Origin of the sequence: Brenneria izbisi, from assembly GCF_025840185.1 — a bacterium.
In the GTDB taxonomy this organism is placed as follows: Bacteria; Pseudomonadota; Gammaproteobacteria; order Enterobacterales; family Enterobacteriaceae; genus Brenneria; species Brenneria izbisi.
In genome coordinates this window covers 89813-109086 of the sequence record NZ_JAMPJU010000002.1, presented here as the reverse complement: position 1 = coordinate 109086, position 19274 = coordinate 89813, and the positions used below count along the sequence as shown (strand labels likewise).

The window sequence follows — 19274 nt, the reverse complement described above, 5'->3', positions numbered from 1 at the left end:
CCGGGTAATGCAGTCAACGCACCTGCAACTTGAAAGATGAAGGGAATATGAGTTATTTCTTTGTTACTACATTACAGGCTTTTTTGCCGATAGCATTGTTGCTGGGGTTAAGCTGGAGCCATCGCGCCACGCCTGCAATCAGGCCGCTGGGATGGATAACCATACTGTCGCTGGTGGCTGGGTTAATGGTGGGGGCCAGACTCCCCAACGGACAGCAGATTCAACTGTGGATAGCCGGTATTCAGGCTATTGGTCTGCTGCTGTTTCTTGTCAGTCAATTCTCTTCTCATCTTCGTGCCGGTTATCTGTGGCAGGCGGTTCTGGTGGCTGGCGCGGCGGTTCATTGGGGCCGCGATCCCAACCTGAGCGCGTTGACCACCACGCACGTCCTCAACACCGATTTACTACTGAATTTCAGCGCGATAGTGGTGGCGCTGGCCTGGCTGGTTTTCAGCGCGGCGCTGTGCGGCCTGATTGTCCGGCGCGTCAACGTATTGCGCTGGCCGTTGCTGTTACTGTTGGTTGCGTTGCTGATGTTGCCGATCAGCGGCACATTGTTGCTGTTGCTGATGAAATTGCAGGTGCTGGGGTTGACCAGGCCGCGTCTCAGCTATGTCGCGCACGTCACCAATAATGCCAATCTGTTGAATTATCTCAGTGCGTTATTAATGTCGGCATTGGCCGGCGCCTGCCTGATCCCTTTACGGCATGCCAGCCAGCGGATGGATGAATTGAGCGATCCGATTGAGAAACGCAAGGCAACCGCGACATATCGCAATACGCTTCGTACCGTGCTGGCGATGCTGGCTGCGCTGTTGGTGGTGCTGGTGAGTCAGCTTTACTGGGACAAAGTGGCGTCACAGCCGCCGCGATTATCGGAGGCGTTGCCGGTGACGATGGCGGCGGACGGCAAGGTGCATATTCCTCTTGAACAGGTGCGTGACGGCAAACTGCATCGTTTCGTCTGGATAGCGGATGACGGCAAGGCCGTGCGTTTTTTCGTCATCAATCGCTACCCGGATCGTCTGCGGCTGGGTGTGGTGTTTGACGCCTGTCTGCTGTGCGGCGATCAAGGTTATGTGATGGACGGCAATCAGGTGATTTGCGTGGCCTGCGACGTGCATATTTTCATTCCCTCCATCGGTAAGGCCGGCGGCTGTAACCCGGTGCCGATCGAAGGCTGGAGCAATGATGAGAAGGAACTGGTGATTAGTCAGGCTTCGCTGGCGGCGGGGACGAACTATTTCAGCACCATCGTTGCTATGGATGTTGTTGATCCCGTGGATGGTTCAAAACTCACCAACGTGAAAGCGGAATATAAGTATCGTTACGCAGGCAAAACCTATTTCTTCTCGACGGAAGCGAACTACAACCGATTCCGTGCAAGCCCCGGCGAATATGTTGCTTCAAGAGCAGCGGCTGACGATCCCGCGGAAGGGGAATAACCATGTTATGGCGCATGTTACGTCAATCCTGGCGCAGAAATATCCGGCGTAAATCGCTGGCGGTGCTGACAGTATTTCTGGCGGCGGGGTTGATTTCGGCACTGCTGGCGGTCTCGATCGATATCGGCGATAAAATGGCGCGTGAATTAAAGTCGTATGGCGCGAATATCCTGATTGAACCGGCGGGACAGGCGGCGCTGCCCGCGCTGTTTGGCGAGCGCAGCAATCCGCTCGACGGTCAGGATTTTCTGGATGAATCGGAACTGCCCAACATCAAGGATATTTTTTGGCGTAACAATATTGTCGGGTTTGCGCCGTTGCTGAGCGGCGATATGGAGATCAACGGCCAGCCGATCGCGGTATTGGGCACCTTTTTTTCTCAGCCCGTCGCGGTGCCGGATGAAGAGGATTACCGCACCGGACAGATGACGGTCAGCCCTTACTGGCAGGTGGCGGGCGCGTGGCCGTTGGAGCCGGTTACGCCAGGCAAGCCGGTGGAGGCGCTGGCGGGTAAGCAACTGGCGCAGCAGAATGGCTGGCTGGTGGGAAAGGAAGTGCGGTTGCGTGGACCAAAGGGCGAAACAACGGTGCGCATCAGCGGTATTCTTACCAGCGGCGGCGACGAAGAAAGCCGTCTGGTCATGCCGTTGGCGGCGGTTCAGGCGTTGCTGCGGCTGGAAGGGAAAATACAGGCGATCCGCGTGTCGGCGCTGACCGTGCCGGAGAATGAACTCTCGCGTCGGGCGCGTGAAAATCTGGATGCATTGAATGCAGAAGAGTATGACCTCTGGTACTGCACCGCGTATGTTTCCTCTATTGCGCATCAACTGGAAGAGGCGATTTCCGGTTCGGTGGTGCGTCCTATCTGGCAGGTGGCGGCATCCGAAGGGGTGGTGATCGACAAAATTCAACTTTTGCTGGCGGTCGTCACCTGTGCCGCGCTGATCGCCGCAGCAATGGGGATCGCCTCGTTGATGACCAGCACCATCATGGAACGGGCCACGGAAATTGGCCTGATGAAAGCGCTTGGCGCGCGGCAATGGCAGATTATGTTGTTGTTCTATCTGGAGGCGGTATTGAGCGGACTGGTTGGCGGGCTGGCAGGCTGCGTGGCGGGATGGGGGCTGGCAAAGGCCATTGGCCTGATGTTATTTGGTATTCCGCTCAGTTTTGCCTGGATCGTCATTCCTTGCGTGCTGGTGATTTCCATGCTGATTGCAGTGGTCGGCACCTGGTTCCCGGCGCGCCGTATCGCCAGGCTTTATCCAGTGGAGGTGCTGTATGGCCGCTAATTCATGGATGAACGGAATGTTCTGGCGGCTGGTGCTACGGGCGTTGCGATTGCGTATGCAACGGGTCAGCGTGGTGTTTGCCGCGCTGACCGTCGGCGCGGCCATCGTGACGGCCATGTCCGCCGTCTATTTCGATATCAATGCCAAAATGAGTCAGGAACTGCGCACCTTCGGGGCCAATTTTTATATCGGCCCGGCGCGGGGAAATTCGCTGCCGCAAAGTACTTTTCAGCCGATTGTTGAAAACGCCCCGGCGGGTTTGATCAATGCCGCCAGCCCTTATCTGTACGGGATGGCGCGCACGGAATTGGAAAAAGTGGTTCTGATGGGCGTGTGGTTTGAGTCGCTACGTCCGCTTGCTCCTTACTGGCAGGTTACCGGCAACTGGATCGGCGTCAGCTTTGATGATCGCAATGCGATGATCGGCGTCAAGCTGGCGGAACGTCTGAACGTTAAAGTGGGCGACAGCATCACGCTGGTGGGCGATGGCGGCAGACAGCGGTTGCAGATTAAAGGCATTGTCGAGTCCGGCGACGCCACCGACAATATGTTGATTGTAAGCCTGGCGCTGGCGCAGAAGTGGCTGGATAAAGCCGGAACGATCAGTAACGCGCTGCTTAGCGTCAGTAACGATCTGGGGCAGGTTGATCAATTCGCCGCCCGCTTGCGGCAGCAATATCCGCAGTTGGAAATCCGGCCGATTCTTAAAGTCTCCGCTTCGGAAGGTCAGGTGCTGGACAAGATCAAAGGGCTGATGGGGCTGGTTTCCGTGGTCATTCTGGTGTTGTCGTCGCTGTGTGTCAACACGACGCTGATGGCGATTGTGGGTGAACGTTCACGCGAATTCGCGTTACAGAAAGCGCTGGGCGCCAGCGGACGGGATATTATCCGTCAGATGCTGGCGGAAACCGGCATTATCGCGCTGGCGGCGGTGGTATGCGGTTCACTGCTGGGTTACCTGCTGGCGCAGGTGCTGGGGATGGCGGTATTTAACGCCACCATTTCATTGCGCGCGCCGGTATTCCCATTAACGCTGGTGCTTTCTCTGCTGGTGGCGGCGGTGGCGGCCATTGTGCCTACCCGACGGGCGATTCATGTCGAACCAGCCAAAGTGTTAAAAGGAGAGTAGTACGATGTCCTCAGACATACAGGTTCAAGCCGCGGAAGAGGCGGTGATTGAAACGCGCCGGCTTTATAAATGTTTTGGTCAGGTTACCGCGCTGGAGAATATCAATATTCGCATCGCCCGCGGCGAGTTCGTCGCCATTATGGGCGCTTCCGGTTCAGGCAAGACGACGCTGATGAACATTCTTACCTGTCTGGATACAGTGAGTGATGGTCAGGTGCTGTTGGACGGTATTGATGCCGCGGCGCTGGATGAAGAGGGACGGCGCAAATTCAGGGCGGACAAAATTGGTCTGGTTTTTCAGCAGTTCCATTTGATCCCTTTTTTGACGGCGTTGGAAAATATCATGCTGGCCCAGCATTACCATAGCATTGTGGATGAAGCGGCGGCGCGGCGTGTGCTGGAGCAGGTTGGGCTGGAACATCGCGTGGATCATCTGCCCAGCCAACTCTCCGGCGGGGAGCAACAGCGCGTGTGTATTGCTCGTGCGCTGGTGAATGAGCCGCCGGTTATTTTCGCCGATGAACCGACAGGGAATCTGGATGAAGAGAACGAGCAGCGGGTATTGGATCTGTTGAAGGATTTGCACCGTCAGGGACGCACGATTGTGATGGTGACGCATAACCCGGAACTTGGGAGGTTTGCTGATCGTATTATCCGTTTACAGCACGGCAAGTATTTAGGTGAGGAGATTAATCATCATGCTATGGCGTAATTACCTTAAGGCGCTTTGCCTGTTGGGAGCGCTGGCATTGCTCGGCGGTTGTAAAGAAGAACAGGTGAGCGTGGGCGCTCAAGCGCCGGCGCTGGCGGTTTATGATACAGCCGGACAGCCGGTGGATTTATCCCGCTGGCAGGGGAAAAACGTGTATCTGAACTTCTGGTCTTCGGGCTGCGGCGGTTGTCTGGCGGAGATGGGGACGCTGGAGAAACTCAGTAAGAACTATGGCGATAAAGTGGTGGTGGTGGCAGTGAATACTGATCCCGACAGCGTGGATATTTCCCGCTTGCTGGCGGAGCAGCGTATCACTTATCCGGTGGTTCGCGACCAATTGGGGATCACCAAAGAGCGCTATAAGGTTATCGGGACGCCAACCTCGTTTGTTATCGACGCCAACGGCAAAGTCACCCAACAGCATCAGGGCATGAGAAATGAGGCGCAGTTGGCTTCACTGTTTGCACAACTGGCGCGCGGCGTGTAAGTGATTTTCAGACACGCTTTTGTCAGTATCTGTCCTTGTGCGAAGCGCCACCGTTCTCCGGCGTTTATTTCCCTGCAACCACCACCGGCACGATCACCGGGCGTGGTTTAATCCGTATGGCATAAATCACGCCGACGATCAGCAAGCCCGCGCCACACAGCGTGAGTAGCGGCGGCCAGGTCTGGCGCACTATAAACGTATATGTCAGAGCGGCTAGCGTCTCGAAAACGATCATCGGCCCTATCAGTACCGTTGGCAAACGTTGGCTGGCTTCGTTCCAGCACAGCGTCCCCAGCCATGAGCAAAACAGCCCTATGACGATCATCAGCGGGATAAATACCGTCGGACGTGGGCCGAAGGGCAGCGCGAATTCTTCGCGGGCCAGCGCGAGATAAACGCACACCAACAGATAACCCAGCATCGCTAACGGTAAGGTGACTAAACCTTGCGCCGTAGCCCAGGTGGTGGGGGGCTTATCCGCGTGCTCACGTAACCAGCGGGCGTTACGCAACGGATACCAGGTCCAGCAGACGACTGAAATAAATGCCAGCGCAATACCGCTTAAATAACGCCAAACATCCAATGGCGCTTGCGAACCTTGCCACTCAGCGAGATTGACGCAAATCAGCCCGATGATAATCAGTATCAAACCCGGCGCAAGCCGCCGCCAGGCGATTCGTCCATCGCGTTTGCCGTAAAGCAGATTGGCGCTCACTGCAATCACCACCGGCAATGTGCCGATAATCATGGTTGAAACCGGCGCGCCGGTGCGCTGAATGGCGCTGGCCAGGCAGAAGTAATACAGCACGTTGCCGACAGCCGTGAGCTTCAGCGCTTCCATCCAGTCCTGACGACTTAATTGACGCAGCCGGTGGCGATCCAGCCAGGCCAGCGGCAATGCGATCAATCCGAAAGCCAGATAGCGCCCGGTTGATTGCAAGGCCGCCGGATATTCCGGCACAATGAGCGGGCCTACAAAAATCAATCCCCACATTAGCCCTGCGGAGAGGGCGAACAGTATGCCGGTCAGCATTGTAACATCCATCAGTTATTGCGTTGTTGGTAGGGTTTGGCGTTGCTATCCACCCTTTACCTGTTTACCTGAAGTATACCCGCTCAACCCGATGGGATAACAGGCAGGCGAATACGTTTTTTTGTCCTCTGCGCGATAGATCGCCGATGCTTGAATGCGGCCAACGCACCTGCCACTTTAAGTATGACGAGTATAAAAGTGATCGCGTTGCAATTTGGTCTTTAGCTGGCGTGTTCTTATTTATTTGTTAATTTCTTTATGGGGTTTTTTAATATACGGATGTGAGGGAAATGAAAAAACAAATAATAGAATAAATGGAAAGATCGGACTGAAAATAACGTTGAGCAGGTTGACACGGCAGATGGCGCTGACCCGGATATCTTTTTGGTATGAAAATCAAGCAAAAAGGCGTTTAGTGCAATTATTTACTGAAATTGATGCTCATTGGTTAAATAAAGAACGTTCGAGAAAATATTATTTATATAAATATATTAACTAATACGGTAGTTTTAATTTTTATTAATTCCTTATCTTAGTTTGTTTTGTGTTTATTAATTATTGAAAATTAAATATAAAAAAATCATGTGATGATAATCACAACAGATTTTTTAAAAAAGATAAAAAATACATTTTCTTATACATAGATAAAATAAAGGTTTTTATGTCTTCATTATTATTATCATCTTTGTTTCCGTTAGTTTTTATTATGATCATGGGATGGCTTAGTGGAAAATTAAACTACATGAAACGCGAAGACGCCGGCGTGTTAGCGACCGTGGTTATTCGTTTTGCTTTGCCGCTGCATCTGTTTATCGGCGCGTTAAATACCGACCCGGAGAAAATTAAAAACTTCTCTTTCATGGCGGTGCTGTTCATCGGTCTGATGGGCTCTTATCTGTTGACGTTGTGCATTTCCCGTTTTGTTTTTCGTCATGATATTAAAACTGGCGCCATTCAGTCGCTGGTGTGCGCTTTTCCTGATATGGCTTATTTTGGCGCACCGGTTCTTGCTGTGCTCATTGGCCCCGAAGGATTCCTGGGGGTATTGATCGGCAACCTGATCACCAGCGTGTTCATGATCCCGCTGACGATTGTGCTGATCCGTATGGGCGACAGCGACAAGGATGCCGCGAATCAGGAGAGCCTGGGCGTTATGATCCTGAAAAATCTGTTTAAAGCGGCGCGCAATCCGATTGTATGGATACCTATTCTGGGGGTGGTGCTCAGCTTGATGGGAGTGAAAATTCCAGAACTACTGTATTCATCGATTGATACCATGGGTAAAACTGCCGGAGGAATTTCACTGTTTGCGCTAGGTTTGCTGTTTTATGGTGAAAGTCCGAAATTCAACCGGCATACCTTCACCAATATCAGTCTGAAAAACCTGGTACAACCGGCAATAATGGCTGCGGCTGGCGTGGCATTCGGATTGAGTCCAACCTTGATGCAACAGGTGGTGATTATCGGCGCGACGCCGTCCGCCATCGCCGCTGGCATGTTTGCGGTACGTAGCGACACCTATGTAGAGTCCGCGTCTTCCTCAATATTGATTGGCACCGCGCTTGGGATTTTCACTGAAGGCCTGGTGATCTTTATGATGACCTAGCATTAATAGCCCTTGTCCCCTGGTTACCCGGCAGACGAGAGACGCCGGGTAACATCGCCGACACCTGTCATCATCCTCTTGATCTCACTGTAGGGGAATAGTAGCATCCCTCCGCATAACAATAACTTATGTTTGGTGTTTTGTCTTTAGATACAAATGCTTGCGCGTTTTTATTGAATGATTATGTGATTCATTGCTGCGCGCTGGTAGGGAAAAATATCGCTGACATTGCATCTAACATGTTGTCTCCATGTTCATTTTACGGCTTACCTTGAGCCGGAATTTGCGCATCGCCATTCGTTCATGGCGGGAGTTGTAAAACGGAAAATCACTATGAAAAAACAGAAAGTCAGCCTTGCCTGGCAAATCCTCATCGCATTGATCCTTGGTATTGCGCTTGGTGCTGTGTTGCACGAACAGGCAGAGAGCCGCCAATGGCTTATCACGAATATTCTGAGTCCCGCAGGCGATATCTTTATTCGTCTGATCAAAATGATTGTGGTGCCGATTGTTATCGCCACGCTGATCGTCGGTATCGCAGGTGTGGGCGATGCAAAAAAGCTCGGTCGTATCGGTCTGAAAACCATCATTTATTTTGAAGTCATCACCACGATAGCTATTATTCTTGGCATCACGCTGGCCAATGTATTTCAACCTGGACAGGGCATTGATATGTCACTGTTGACCACCGTTGATATCTCGCAGTATGAAAAAACGACCGAACAGGTGCAAAGTGGCTCGCATAGTCTGGTAAGTACCGTGTTGTCGTTAATCCCGCCCAATATCTTTGCGGCGCTGGTCAGAGGAGATATGCTGCCGATCATTTTCTTCTCGGTGCTGTTCGGGCTGGGTTTGTCTTCTTTACCCAAAGAACATCGCGAGCCGCTGCTGAATGTATTTCGCGGCGTATCCGAAACCATGTTTAAAGTAACGCATATGATCATGCGTTATGCGCCGGTGGGGGTATTCGCCCTGATATCGGTGACGGTGGCTAACTTTGGTTTTGCTTCACTGTGGCCGTTAGCGAAACTGGTGATCCTGGTTTATGCCTCGATTTTATTTTTCGCCCTGGTGGTATTGGGTAGCGTGGCGCGGTTGTGCAAACTGCGCATTACCGTGCTGATCCGCATCCTGAAAGATGAACTGATCCTTTCGTATTCCACCGCCAGTTCCGAAACGGTATTGCCGCGTATTATCGAAAAAATGGAAGCTTACGGCGCACCGAAAGCGATCACCAGTTTTGTTGTGCCGACCGGTTATTCTTTTAACCTTGATGGTTCCACACTTTACCAAAGTATCGCCGCGATCTTTATCGCCCAGTTATATGGCATTGAATTGTCCATTGGGCAGGAAATCGTGCTGGTGTTGACGTTGATGCTGACGTCAAAAGGGATTGCCGGCGTGCCGGGAGTATCTTTTGTCGTACTGTTGGCGACGCTTGGCAGTGTGGGCATCCCGCTGGAAGGGCTGGCATTTATCGCCGGAGTCGATCGAATTCTTGATATGGCGCGTACCGCGCTGAATGTCGTCGGTAACGCGCTGGCGGTACTGGTTATCGCCAAGTGGGAACATCAGTTTGACGAGAAAAAAGCACAGGCTTATGAACGCAACCTGAAGGGCGTACACATCGAAATAGTTTCGTAAGAATGATATTTTGTGCGCATGGTACACGGTAAATAAAGTCAGGCAAAAAAACCGTTCGGTTGCCCGAACGGTTTTGTCATGAAGCACTTCAGTGTTACAGGAAACCGTACATTGCAGCAAGTATCCAGCCGAAGACACAGGATGTACCCACCCCGATCAGGCCTGGCAGAATAAAGCTGTGGTTGATAACGAAACGACCAATTTTTGTTGTACCTGAACGGTCGAACTGAATGGCTGCCAGATCGCTTGGGTAGGTTGGCAGAATATAATAACCATAGCAGGCCGGGGCCGATGCAACGATATAAGCCGGGTTAACGCCGATAGCCAACGCGACCGGTACAATTGCCGCCAGCGCCGCAGCCTGCGAGTTAACGAACTTGGATACCAGCAGCAGAATAACCGCGTAGGCCCAGGGGTACTCTTTGACCATGGATCCCAGCGTCGACTTGATCTCTTCCAAATGCGCGCCAAACATGGTTTCCGCCATCCATGCAATACCATAAACGGCGACGATGGCAATCATCCCGGAGCGGAAGACCTCATTCTTGGAGATGGAAGACGGATTGGTCTTGGTCACCATGATAATCAGCGCGCCGGAAAACAGCATAAACATCTGGATAACCAGCACCATGGACAGCGGTTTGCCGGAGAAGGATGGACGTAATTCATCCACCGCGCCGAGAATGGCGACCGCGGCGATTGTCGCCAGGAAGATCCACATTGCCACCCAGTTGCTGCGCGGCAGTTTTTTATCCAGCAGCGTGGCGGTATCGCCATAGACGTAATGTCTGTTTTCAGGATTGGCGATGAAGTTCTGGAAGTCCTGATCCTTATCCAGATCCTTACCTCTGAACCAACTGAAAATCCCGATTGCCAGGATCCCGATCAGCGTCGAAGGAATGGTGATGGATAGCAGATCAAGGAAGCCCAGATGCTTACCGTTGAAGGTAAAGTTCGCCAGCATAGCGACCAGTGACACCACGGCAACCGATACCGGACTGGCGATAACCCCCATTTGCGCGCCGATGGAACTGGCCGCCATCGGTCTTTCAGGACGGATATTATTTTTGATGGCGACATCATAAATAATCGGCAGAATGGTATACACCACGTGGCCGGTGCCGCACAGGATGGTCAGGATACAGGTAACGAACGGCGCAATAATTGATACATATTTCGGATTACGGCGCAGCAGTCGTTCAGCGATTTGCAACATCACATCCAGACCCCCTGAAGCCTGAAGCGTCGCTGATGCGGCTACAACGGCGATGATTACCAGCATAACGTCGACTGGTGGCTTGCCTGGTTGAAGTTTAAAGACGAATACCAGAATGACGAGTCCGATACCGCCTAATAACCCCAGAGCGATCCCTCCTTTTCGCGCACCGTAGAAAAGGCAGATCAGTACAATAGCTAACTGAATGATAAAATCCATAGATACCCCATTGCTCAAAATGACGAGTTAATTAATTAAGTTGGCTTACCGTCGTCGCGGGTACTATATGAATTGTTTGTTATTAATTTTCTTGATCTAAATCTATTAATTTTTAGGTTTCTTTTTTTTACTTGAAATAAAGGAAGTAGGTCGCAATAATTATTGTTGATTGATTTATTTAGTTATTTAATTGTAAAATTAGTTATTTAATGTAATTTAAATTCAATGGGTTAATAATGAGGTTAATGGATGTGTGAGATATTATTCATACATTGAATTGTTGTGTTATTTTTGTTGAAGGTTGGTTTTCTATTTGGGTTGGTTAGGTTTTATTTATGAGATTTTTAAGCCGGTTTTTTGGATTAAAAATTACTTTTCAATGTGCATTGTTATTTTATCATTATGTTTTTAAAAGATATTTTTAAGAAATTATAAATTTGAATCCCTTTTGTCATCGAATGTCAATAATTGCCGCTTTAAGGTGGTCTTCGGCAATCATAGTGATCGATTTTCACCGTGCTTTTTTGTCTTAAACTGCCGTTTTTCTTTATTTTTATTTTTTTAGTCTGACATTTTAATTATATGGTTTTATAGTGTTTTAAGTTATTAAAATAATATTTCTATAAAATTTTTTAGAATATATTTTATCGTCAATCCATATAAAAATGCAGACGGACGATAAACCTCCCACGCTAGCCTGTGATGGATTGCCATGCTTCCAGACGGATAAACCACAAGGCGTCCACATCATTTTTGCCAACAGAAACAAACGGAATTTTCTCTTCGACTACACTTATATTTGCAGGCTTATTAATTAAATCGTGAGGAAAGGCTATGACCAAACAGGATCCGAAAGACGTAACTGTCAGCGAAGGGCTTGCCAAAGTGCATGAAGCTTCTAATCAACTTACCGATGAGGAGATTGAAGAACTGGCCGAAGAAGCGCGGCAGGCGGTGATACAAACGCAAAATGAGTCAGGAAAAACACCATAAAACCAGATGAATGCTGACGTTAATGGTGAAAAGTGGCGTATATTTTGCATGTAAATAGTTTGCAGAAGTTTGGTCTATCTGCAAATACCAGTCATTTTCTGTTGATAAGGAAAGCGTTATGCATGACAAATTGCTCATTGAGGGGAAGCTGGTTGCGGGGCAGGGCGAGGCGCTGGCGGTGTTTAATCCGGCCAATGGCGAAGAGATTGCTTCGATCGCGCAGGCGGATCTGCACCAGGTTGATGCAGCGGTAAAAGCGGCGGATGCGGCATTTGCACAATGGGGACAAACCACGCCCAAAACGCGTTCTGTTTTGTTGCTGCAAATTGCCGACGCCATCGAAGCGCATGCCGAGGCGTTTGCCCGTCTTGAATCACTCAACTGTGGTAAGCCTTATTATGCGGCGCTGAATGATGAGATCCCGGCAGTGGCGGATGTATTTCGTTTTTTTGCCGGTGCTGCGCGCTGTTTGAACGGATCGGCGGCAGGCGAGTATCTGGAAGGGCATACGTCGATGATCCGGCGTGATCCGGTCGGCGTCGTGGCGTCGATTGCGCCGTGGAATTATCCGCTGATGATGGCGGCGTGGAAACTGGCGCCGGCGCTGGCGGCGGGAAACTGCGTGGTGTTGAAACCCGCGGAACAGACGCCGCTGACTACCTTTTATTTAGCACACCTGCTGGCCGATATTCTGCCTGCCGGGGTCGTTAATATCTTGTTCGGACGCGGGGCGGATATTGGTGATGCCCTGACCGGGCATGAACAGGTGCGGATGGTGTCGCTGACCGGCTCAATTGCCACCGGCGCGCACATTCTTTCCCATACCGCGTCCAGTGTGAAACGCACCCATATGGAACTGGGGGGCAAGGCGCCGGTGATTGTGTTTGATGATGCGGATATCGATCAGGTGGTCGATGGCATTCGCAGCTTTGGTTTCTATAATGCCGGACAGGATTGTACCGCCGCTTGCCGTCTGTATGTGCAGCAGGGCATTTATGACGATGTGGTTGATGCTCTGGGCAAAGCTGTGGCTACCCTGAATATGGGCGATCCGCAGGATGAAACCACCGAGCTTGGCCCGTTGATCACCGAACAACAGTTGGAAAGAGTGGCGGGATTTGTCGAGCGCGCCAAAGCACTGCCGCACATAACGGTGGTGACTGGCGGAGAGCGAGTCAAAGGCGCGGGATATTATTTCCAGCCGACGGTGCTGGCGGGGGCGCGTCAGGAAGATGAGATCGTACAGAAAGAGGTGTTCGGGCCGGTGATTTCCATTACGCCATTCGACGATGAGGCACAGGTAGTCGGTTGGGCCAATGCGTCTCATTATGGGTTGGCCTCGTCCGTGTGGACGCGGGATATAGGTCGCGCTCATCGCCTTGCCGCGAGCTTGCAATATGGCTGCACCTGGGTCAATACCCACTTTATGCTGGTCAGTGAAATGCCACATGGCGGGCAGAAGTTGTCTGGTTACGGAAAAGATATGTCGATTTATGGGCTGGAGGATTACACGATTGTGCGGCACATTATGATCCGACATTAAGTGAAAATTTAGTGCCTAAATCATTTCCATTTTATATCGGCTCAGGGAAATTCATGGGATAAGGACATTTTTCTCTCTCAGAAGCCACAGGACAAGGCGCGCCTTGTCCTGTGGCGTCACTGATATGTATGAAAACCGCTTTCGTTGGCGCGAAAAATAGCACTGAAATCACCTGATAGATGAGCGAAAAGCGTTTTGAAAACCCACAGTACCAGCATGACCCAATGCGAGCGAAAAAAGAGCATTACTCTCTTACCCTGTTCTCTCCATTCCGCTATACCCGGTATCACCAGATTTTCATCCCGATCATTTTCTATTATTTAATTTTTATTCCTATTTTATTAGTTATGTTGGATTTTAATATTTAATTGGTTTTTAGCGGGTGATTGGCGTGTTATGTGCGTGAATTAAACGGATATCGCGTGATATCCGTTAACAAGGCGTTCATTTTGTGCAGACCATACGCACACCTCAACCCGCTAGAGTGTTCTCAGCAGGCGCTGAACGATGGATTAATCGGCGCCGCTCTGCGCCAATGTCTCAATCAGGTCAAGACGCGTTTTCCAGGGGTCGGCGATTTCTTTGGTGCTTGCGGCGCCCGCCGCTGGAATAAGCAGAATGTTATCCTGCTGGCTGTTATAGCGATTCCAGGTCGGTAAGCCTGCGGCATTGGGATTTCCGCTCCGGGCAAAATTCACCCAATACTGATGCATTTGCTGGGCAACAGCTTGATCGCTTGCGGTAACGTTATCGCCATAACGGGCAGTCAGCGTATTAAATACATAAGGGATTTCGCTGGCGTGCACGGCGGCAGGCCATTGCGCACGCATACTTTCGGCGACATAACCAAAACGGAATTGCCAGACCGGTATGGCGGCATTCTCCCAGATGCGGGCGACAAAACGAGCGGGTTCCACCATAAAACGATCGCTGGCAATTGCGGTGGCGACCGCCTGAGGCGACATGCCGTGATAAGCCTGAAGCGCTTTTTGACGCTGGCTGTCGGCAAAATCGGTCACGGCCTCATCCAGCGTCGTGACTTGTGGGGGAAAACCGATATCGTCATCTGTGACGCCAATCATCAGCGGCACCTGCTGGAATGCGCCCTGACGGTAAAGGTCTTGCGGTTCGCCGGTAATCAGTTTGCCGTCTGTCATCGGGCCGGAGTAATCCACAGACATCATCGTCGCCATATTCAGGCCATTGACCACGCTATCAGCCGGGATCTGACGCAACGCCGCCAATGCCGTTTCATCGTTACCGCTGATGCCATTTGCGTTGGCAAAAGCGATACCGGCTTGCTCAGCATGTTGCCAACTCTGTTGCGGCACCAGGTTGTACCGGCCGGAGCCTGATTCAATAATGGCTTTTTGAAATAGCCCCTTGGCTAAATCGGTGGTAAGCAGCGAGCCGACGGAGAAACCGCCCGCGGATTCGCCAAAGAGGGTCACATTCTGTGGATCGCCATTAAATGCCGAAATGTTTCGCTGTACCCATTTCAGGGCGGCAATTTGGTCCATTAATCCATAGTTGCCGCGTAGCGGTTGGTCGGCCAGCGACGGGTGGGCAAAAAAACCAAAACGGCCAACCCGATAGTTGAAACTGACGAAGACGATACCCTGACGGGCAAAGGCCTGACCTGAATAAATCGCTGGCGATGCGCCGCCATTGACGAAACCACCGCCGTAAATCCACACCATCACGGGTAGCGGGCCTTTGGCGTCTGCTGGTCGCCATACGTTGATGGTCAGGCAGTCTTCGCTAAGTCCGACGCCAGGAGGCGCGGCATCGCCGGGAAATGGCTTCTGCATGCAATCTTTGCCGTATGCGACGCTAGCTAGGGGCTCCGTCCAGCTTTTTACCGGTTGCGGCGGCTGCCAACGTAGCTCGCCGATTGGCGGCGCAGCAAACGGAATACCTTTAAAGGTATCTACGCCCTGGGCTGAAGCGCCCACGATAGGGCCGCTGTCCAGGGTAACCTGTGGCTGGTTTGCCGTTGCGGATTGGCCGGCGGCGGTTATCAATAATAGCAGGCTGGCGGTTAGTGTCTTATGCATATGTTTGATCCTTCTGGTGCCAGAAAAAAATGCCCTGCATAGTGTAATACCATGCTGGCAGGTTCGCTTTTTATCTATCAGCCACGCTCTGTAATGTGCGGGATAAGTGGTTTAATTTGATATGACAACTATGCTGTAGAAAGAAGTTAGCTGGATATATTGTTCGTATATACTCGTACAATTTTACCAGGCTGTCAGCCGGTATCAAATCGAGTAGCCAGGCACGATTTTCATTCATTAAGGATGTTGTATGGCCCGCACAACGCCATAGAACGCTATCGTAATATTGGCATTTCCGCTCATCTCAATGCAGGTAAAATCACCACCACAGACAGAGCGCATCCTGTTCTATTTTCGGCTTCTTTCGGCTTCCGCGATGCGGTTAAACGCACGAATCCGGTGACTCTTGAGCCGGTGATGAAAGTGGAAGCCGAAACGCTGCAAGAGTATGCCGGTAGCGTGATGAACGAGATTATGGCGGCAAAAAGTTCGCGCTAACCGTTGCTTTACCGCAAGGATGATGACGCGGGGATAAACTATTTGCTTGCCATTTATTTGTTTCCGTAGCATCTGAATTTATTGTCAGCCTTCCTCACTGTCTTTTTAATATCTTCTATAATCAGAATGCTTTTGAAAATAACGATTGTGAAGAGTGATGCATCTTGTCTCATCCCCTTATTTTTCCAATCGCAGGTCGCTAAATTTTTCGCGCTGTTTGGTTCCTGAGTCATTTGATTATTTTGGCGTATTGTTGATTGCCGTGGCCGGTGTTTGAAATTTATCGGGCAGAAACCGATGTGGTCATTCTTTAAACAAAAGGAAATGATGAATGAAATTAACAAAGAAACGCATCGAGCCGATGAAAATACAGGATATTACCATCATTGATGATACCCGGCTGAAAAAAGCGATCACGGCGGCGGCGCTTGGCAATGCTATGGAATGGTTCGATTTTGGTGTGTATGGCTTTGTGGCTTATGCACTCGGTCAGGTATTTTTCCCTGGCGCCGACCCCGGCGTGCAAATGATTGCGGCGCTGGCTACCTTTTCGGTTCCCTTTCTGGTCAGACCGCTTGGCGGGATATTTTTTGGCGCGATGGGTGATAAATATGGCCGTCAGAAAGTGCTTTCAATCACCATTATTATTATGGCGGTGAGTACGTTTTGTATCGGTCTTATTCCGTCTTATGCCTCTATTGGCATCTGGGCGCCGATATTATTGTTATTGGCGAAACTGGCGCAGGGCTTTTCTGTTGGCGGAGAATATACCGGCGCCGCCGTCTTTGTGGCGGAGTACTCGCCGGATAGAAAACGCGGTTTTTTAGGCAGTTGGCTGGATTTCGGTTCGATAGCCGGTTTCGTCATGGGCGCCGGGGTGGTGGTATTGATCTCCTCGATTGTTGGAGAGGCGAATTTCCTGGATTGGGGATGGCGTATACCTTTCTTTATCGCCGGGCCATTAGGATTGATTGGTATTTATCTGCGCCATGCGCTGGAGGAAACGCCGACCTTTCAGCAACATGTGGATAAAATCGATAAAGAATCAAAAGATAGTCTTCAGTCAGCGCCGAAAATTTCTTTTCGTGAAATTGCCACCACACAGTGGCGAAGCCTGCTGGTTTGCGTCGGGATAGTGATCACCACCAACGTCACTTATTACATGTTATTGACCTATATGCCGAGCTATCTTTCGCATAGCTTGAATTATTCCGAAGACCACGGCGTCATGATTATTATTGCGGTCATGATTGGTATGCTGTTTGTGCAGCCGGTAATGGGATTGATGAGCGACAGATATGGGCGTAAACCATTTATTATCTGCGGCAGTATTGGCCTTTTACTGTTGTCAGTACCCTGTTTCATGTTGATCAACAGTGATGTGGTCGGGCTTATTTTCTGTGGCCTGTTAATTCTGGCGGTATTACTGAACGCGTTTACCGGCGTGATGGCCTCGACCTTACCCGCGATGTTCCCGACCCATATTCGTTATAGCGCGTTGGCGACCGCTTTTAATATCTCCGTGCTGATTGCCGGGTTTACGCCAACCATCGCGGCATGGCTGGTGGAGTCAACCAAAAATCTTTATATGCCGGCTTATTATTTGATGGTTATTGGCATTATTGGCATCATCACCGGTATATCGATGCGGGAAACCGCGAACCGGCCATTAAAAGGCGCTACGCCAGCGGCATCTGATCGTGCCGAAGCAAAAGAACTGTTGCAGGAACAATTCGATAATATTGAACAGAAAATAGAAAATATTAACGAGCAGATTGCGCAACTGGAGCAGAAAAGAAAAGCGCTTATCGATCAGCATCCCAGAATAAATTAACCCATGCTGACCGCTTCCCGATTTTGCCATTAATCACTCCCCCTTATCAGGGGGAATATATTGATTAACGGAATGGCGGTTCGTTGAAGGTGCGTAATTTGCGCGAGTGCAGTTGCTCCGCTTCCGCACGCAGCAAGTCAATCGTGCAAATACCAATTTGCAGATGTTCTGAAATCGCCCCTTCATAGAATCGGTTGGCCTGACCGGGTAATTTAATCTCACCATGCAACGGCTTATCGGAAACGCACAGCAACGTGCCATACGGCACCCGGAAGCGATAGCCCTGGGCGGCAATGGTGGCGCTTTCCATATCTACCGCCACCGCCCGGCTGAGGTTAAAACGCAAGGCGGAAGCGGCATAGCGCAACTCCCAGTTACGGTCATCGGTTGTCACCACCGTGCCGGTGCGCAATCGCTGTTTGACCTGTTCGCCTGGCATACCACTCACCATTTTGGTGGCGTCATACAGCGCGCGTTGAACCTCGGCGATGCTGGGAATGGGAATATCGGGCGGCAATACGGCGTCCAGAACATGATCGTCACGCAGATAAGCGTGCGCCAGTACGTAATCGCCAATCGACTGACTTTCCCGCAGACCGCCACAATGCCCAATCATCAGCCAGGCATGAGGACGCAGCACCGCGAGGTGATCGCAAATGGTTTTAGCATTGGAGGGGCCGACGCCGATATTCACCAGCGTGATGCCCTTACCATGACGGGAGATCAGATGGTAAGCGGGCATCTGATGATTTTTCCAGGCCAGATCGGACACCGTCTGTTCAGGGTTCAATGTCTGTGCGGTGATGTAGATGCCGCCAGCGCAGGACAATGCTTCATACGGGCTGTCCGGGTCGGCAATCTGACCACAGGCCCAGCGTACAAACTCATCCACATAGCGCGTGTAGTTGGTGAAAAGGATGAAGGGCTGCACATGTTCTGTCGGCGTGCCGGTATAGTGACGCAGGCGCGCCAGCGAGAAATCGGTTCTCAGGGCGTCAAAGTGCGAGAGCGGCGAGGTGGTAGTGGTGGCATGAAACAGGCCATCAGCCGTCTCATCACCGATTTTCGACAGTTCGGTGGTCGGAAAATAGTTGGCGATACCGGCGCTCATCGAGCGGTCGAGGATCAGATCGGAGCCATCCAGTACATAAGGAAACGGGATCTCCTGTTGTGATGGCCGCACTTCAATATGGGTGTCGTAGTCGCTTGCCAGCAGCGTTAACTGTTCGGTCAGATACTGGCGGAAGAACTGCGGGCGGGTAATGGTCGTTGAGTAGCAGCCAGCATGGGTGAAGCGACCATAGGCGCGATGCCGCGGGTGAGTGGTGGTGCCGCCGTCCCACTTCACACGCAGTTCAGGGTAAGCGAACAAGCCTGCCGCACGGTCCTGCTCATCGGGCAATTTGCCGTCACGGATGAACTCCCCAATGGCATCGCGCAGAGAAGAAACCGCCTGGTCGTACAACGCTTCCAGTTTATCAAGCGCCTGCGTTACGGTGAGACTTTCTCCGGGGCCGCTGTTATGCATATTCTCTCCTGCGTACATTTATTCTCTCGTGGCGTTGC

Annotated in this window: 15 protein-coding genes; 11 read left to right on the top strand and 4 right to left on the bottom strand. The window is 51.1% G+C overall.

Annotation, left to right across the window (positions count from 1 at the left end):
• Window positions 1-47: 47 nt before the first annotated feature.
• From NC856_RS03235 to NC856_RS03215, 5 genes are read left to right on the top strand one after another with little or no spacing between them, the layout of a single operon-like run.
• Window positions 48-1445, top strand: a complete 1398-nt coding sequence (locus tag NC856_RS03235; protein WP_264089005.1) for a Fe-S-containing protein — start codon at window positions 48-50, stop codon at window positions 1443-1445.
• Between the two features lie 2 nt (window positions 1446-1447).
• Complete coding sequence (locus NC856_RS03230; RefSeq protein ID WP_264089004.1) at window positions 1448-2737, top strand: ABC transporter permease; 1290 nt, start codon at window positions 1448-1450, stop codon at window positions 2735-2737.
• Window positions 2738-2753: 16 nt separating this feature from the next.
• Window positions 2754-3866 (top strand): ABC transporter permease, encoded by a 1113-nt coding sequence (locus tag NC856_RS03225; protein WP_264089354.1) that lies wholly within the window; start codon window positions 2754-2756, stop codon window positions 3864-3866.
• Window positions 3867-3870: 4 nt separating this feature from the next.
• On the top strand, window positions 3871-4578 hold the full coding sequence (locus NC856_RS03220; protein WP_264089003.1) for an ABC transporter ATP-binding protein: 708 nt from the start codon (window positions 3871-3873) through the stop codon (window positions 4576-4578).
• A complete protein-coding gene (locus tag NC856_RS03215) occupies window positions 4565-5065 on the top strand; it encodes a TlpA family protein disulfide reductase (RefSeq protein ID WP_264089002.1) in 501 nt (166 codons plus the stop codon). Before NC856_RS03220 ends, NC856_RS03215 begins: the two co-directional genes overlap by 14 nt.
• A 64-nt stretch (window positions 5066-5129) precedes the next feature.
• Here the strand turns inward: NC856_RS03215 and NC856_RS03210 are convergent, their stop codons facing one another.
• Window positions 5130-6098, bottom strand: a complete 969-nt coding sequence (locus NC856_RS03210; protein WP_264089001.1) for a DMT family transporter — start codon at window positions 6096-6098, stop codon at window positions 5130-5132.
• A 661-nt stretch (window positions 6099-6759) separates the two neighbouring features.
• Here NC856_RS03210 and NC856_RS03205 point away from each other — a divergent pair.
• On the top strand, window positions 6760-7704 hold the full coding sequence (locus tag NC856_RS03205) for an AEC family transporter (protein WP_264089000.1): 945 nt from the start codon (window positions 6760-6762) through the stop codon (window positions 7702-7704).
• Window positions 7705-8037: 333 nt separating this feature from the next.
• On the top strand, window positions 8038-9348 hold the full coding sequence (gltP, locus tag NC856_RS03200; RefSeq protein ID WP_264088999.1) for a glutamate/aspartate:proton symporter GltP: 1311 nt from the start codon (window positions 8038-8040) through the stop codon (window positions 9346-9348).
• Window positions 9349-9442: 94 nt separating this feature from the next.
• On the opposite strand, the gene NC856_RS03195 is transcribed toward gltP, so the two are convergent.
• Window positions 9443-10783, bottom strand: coding sequence for an anaerobic C4-dicarboxylate transporter (locus NC856_RS03195; protein WP_264088998.1), 1341 nt, complete (start codon window positions 10781-10783; stop codon window positions 9443-9445).
• An 834-nt stretch (window positions 10784-11617) separates the two neighbouring features.
• On the opposite strand from NC856_RS03195, the gene NC856_RS03190 reads away from it, so the two are divergent.
• Window positions 11618-11776, top strand: a complete 159-nt coding sequence (locus NC856_RS03190; RefSeq protein WP_264088997.1) for a hypothetical protein — start codon at window positions 11618-11620, stop codon at window positions 11774-11776.
• Between the two features lie 118 nt (window positions 11777-11894).
• Window positions 11895-13319, top strand: coding sequence for an aminobutyraldehyde dehydrogenase (patD, locus tag NC856_RS03185; protein WP_264088996.1), 1425 nt, complete (start codon window positions 11895-11897; stop codon window positions 13317-13319).
• A 512-nt stretch (window positions 13320-13831) separates the two neighbouring features.
• Here the strand turns inward: patD and NC856_RS03180 are convergent.
• Window positions 13832-15376, bottom strand: coding sequence for a carboxylesterase/lipase family protein (locus NC856_RS03180; RefSeq protein WP_264088995.1), 1545 nt, complete (start codon window positions 15374-15376; stop codon window positions 13832-13834).
• Between the two features lie 243 nt (window positions 15377-15619).
• Between NC856_RS03180 and NC856_RS03175 the strand changes: the two genes are divergently transcribed.
• The gene (locus NC856_RS03175) at window positions 15620-15874 is read left to right on the top strand and encodes a hypothetical protein (protein WP_264089377.1); all 255 of its coding nucleotides are present in this window, start codon (window positions 15620-15622) and stop codon (window positions 15872-15874) included.
• Window positions 15875-16205: 331 nt separating this feature from the next.
• Entirely contained in the window at window positions 16206-17708 is a 1503-nt protein-coding gene (gene proP / locus NC856_RS03170; RefSeq protein ID WP_264088994.1) for a glycine betaine/L-proline transporter ProP, read from the top strand.
• A 64-nt stretch (window positions 17709-17772) separates the two neighbouring features.
• On the opposite strand, the gene NC856_RS03165 is transcribed toward proP, so the two are convergent.
• Window positions 17773-19236, bottom strand: a complete 1464-nt coding sequence (locus NC856_RS03165) for an AMP nucleosidase (protein ID WP_264088993.1) — start codon at window positions 19234-19236, stop codon at window positions 17773-17775.
• Window positions 19237-19274 lie beyond the last annotated feature (38 nt).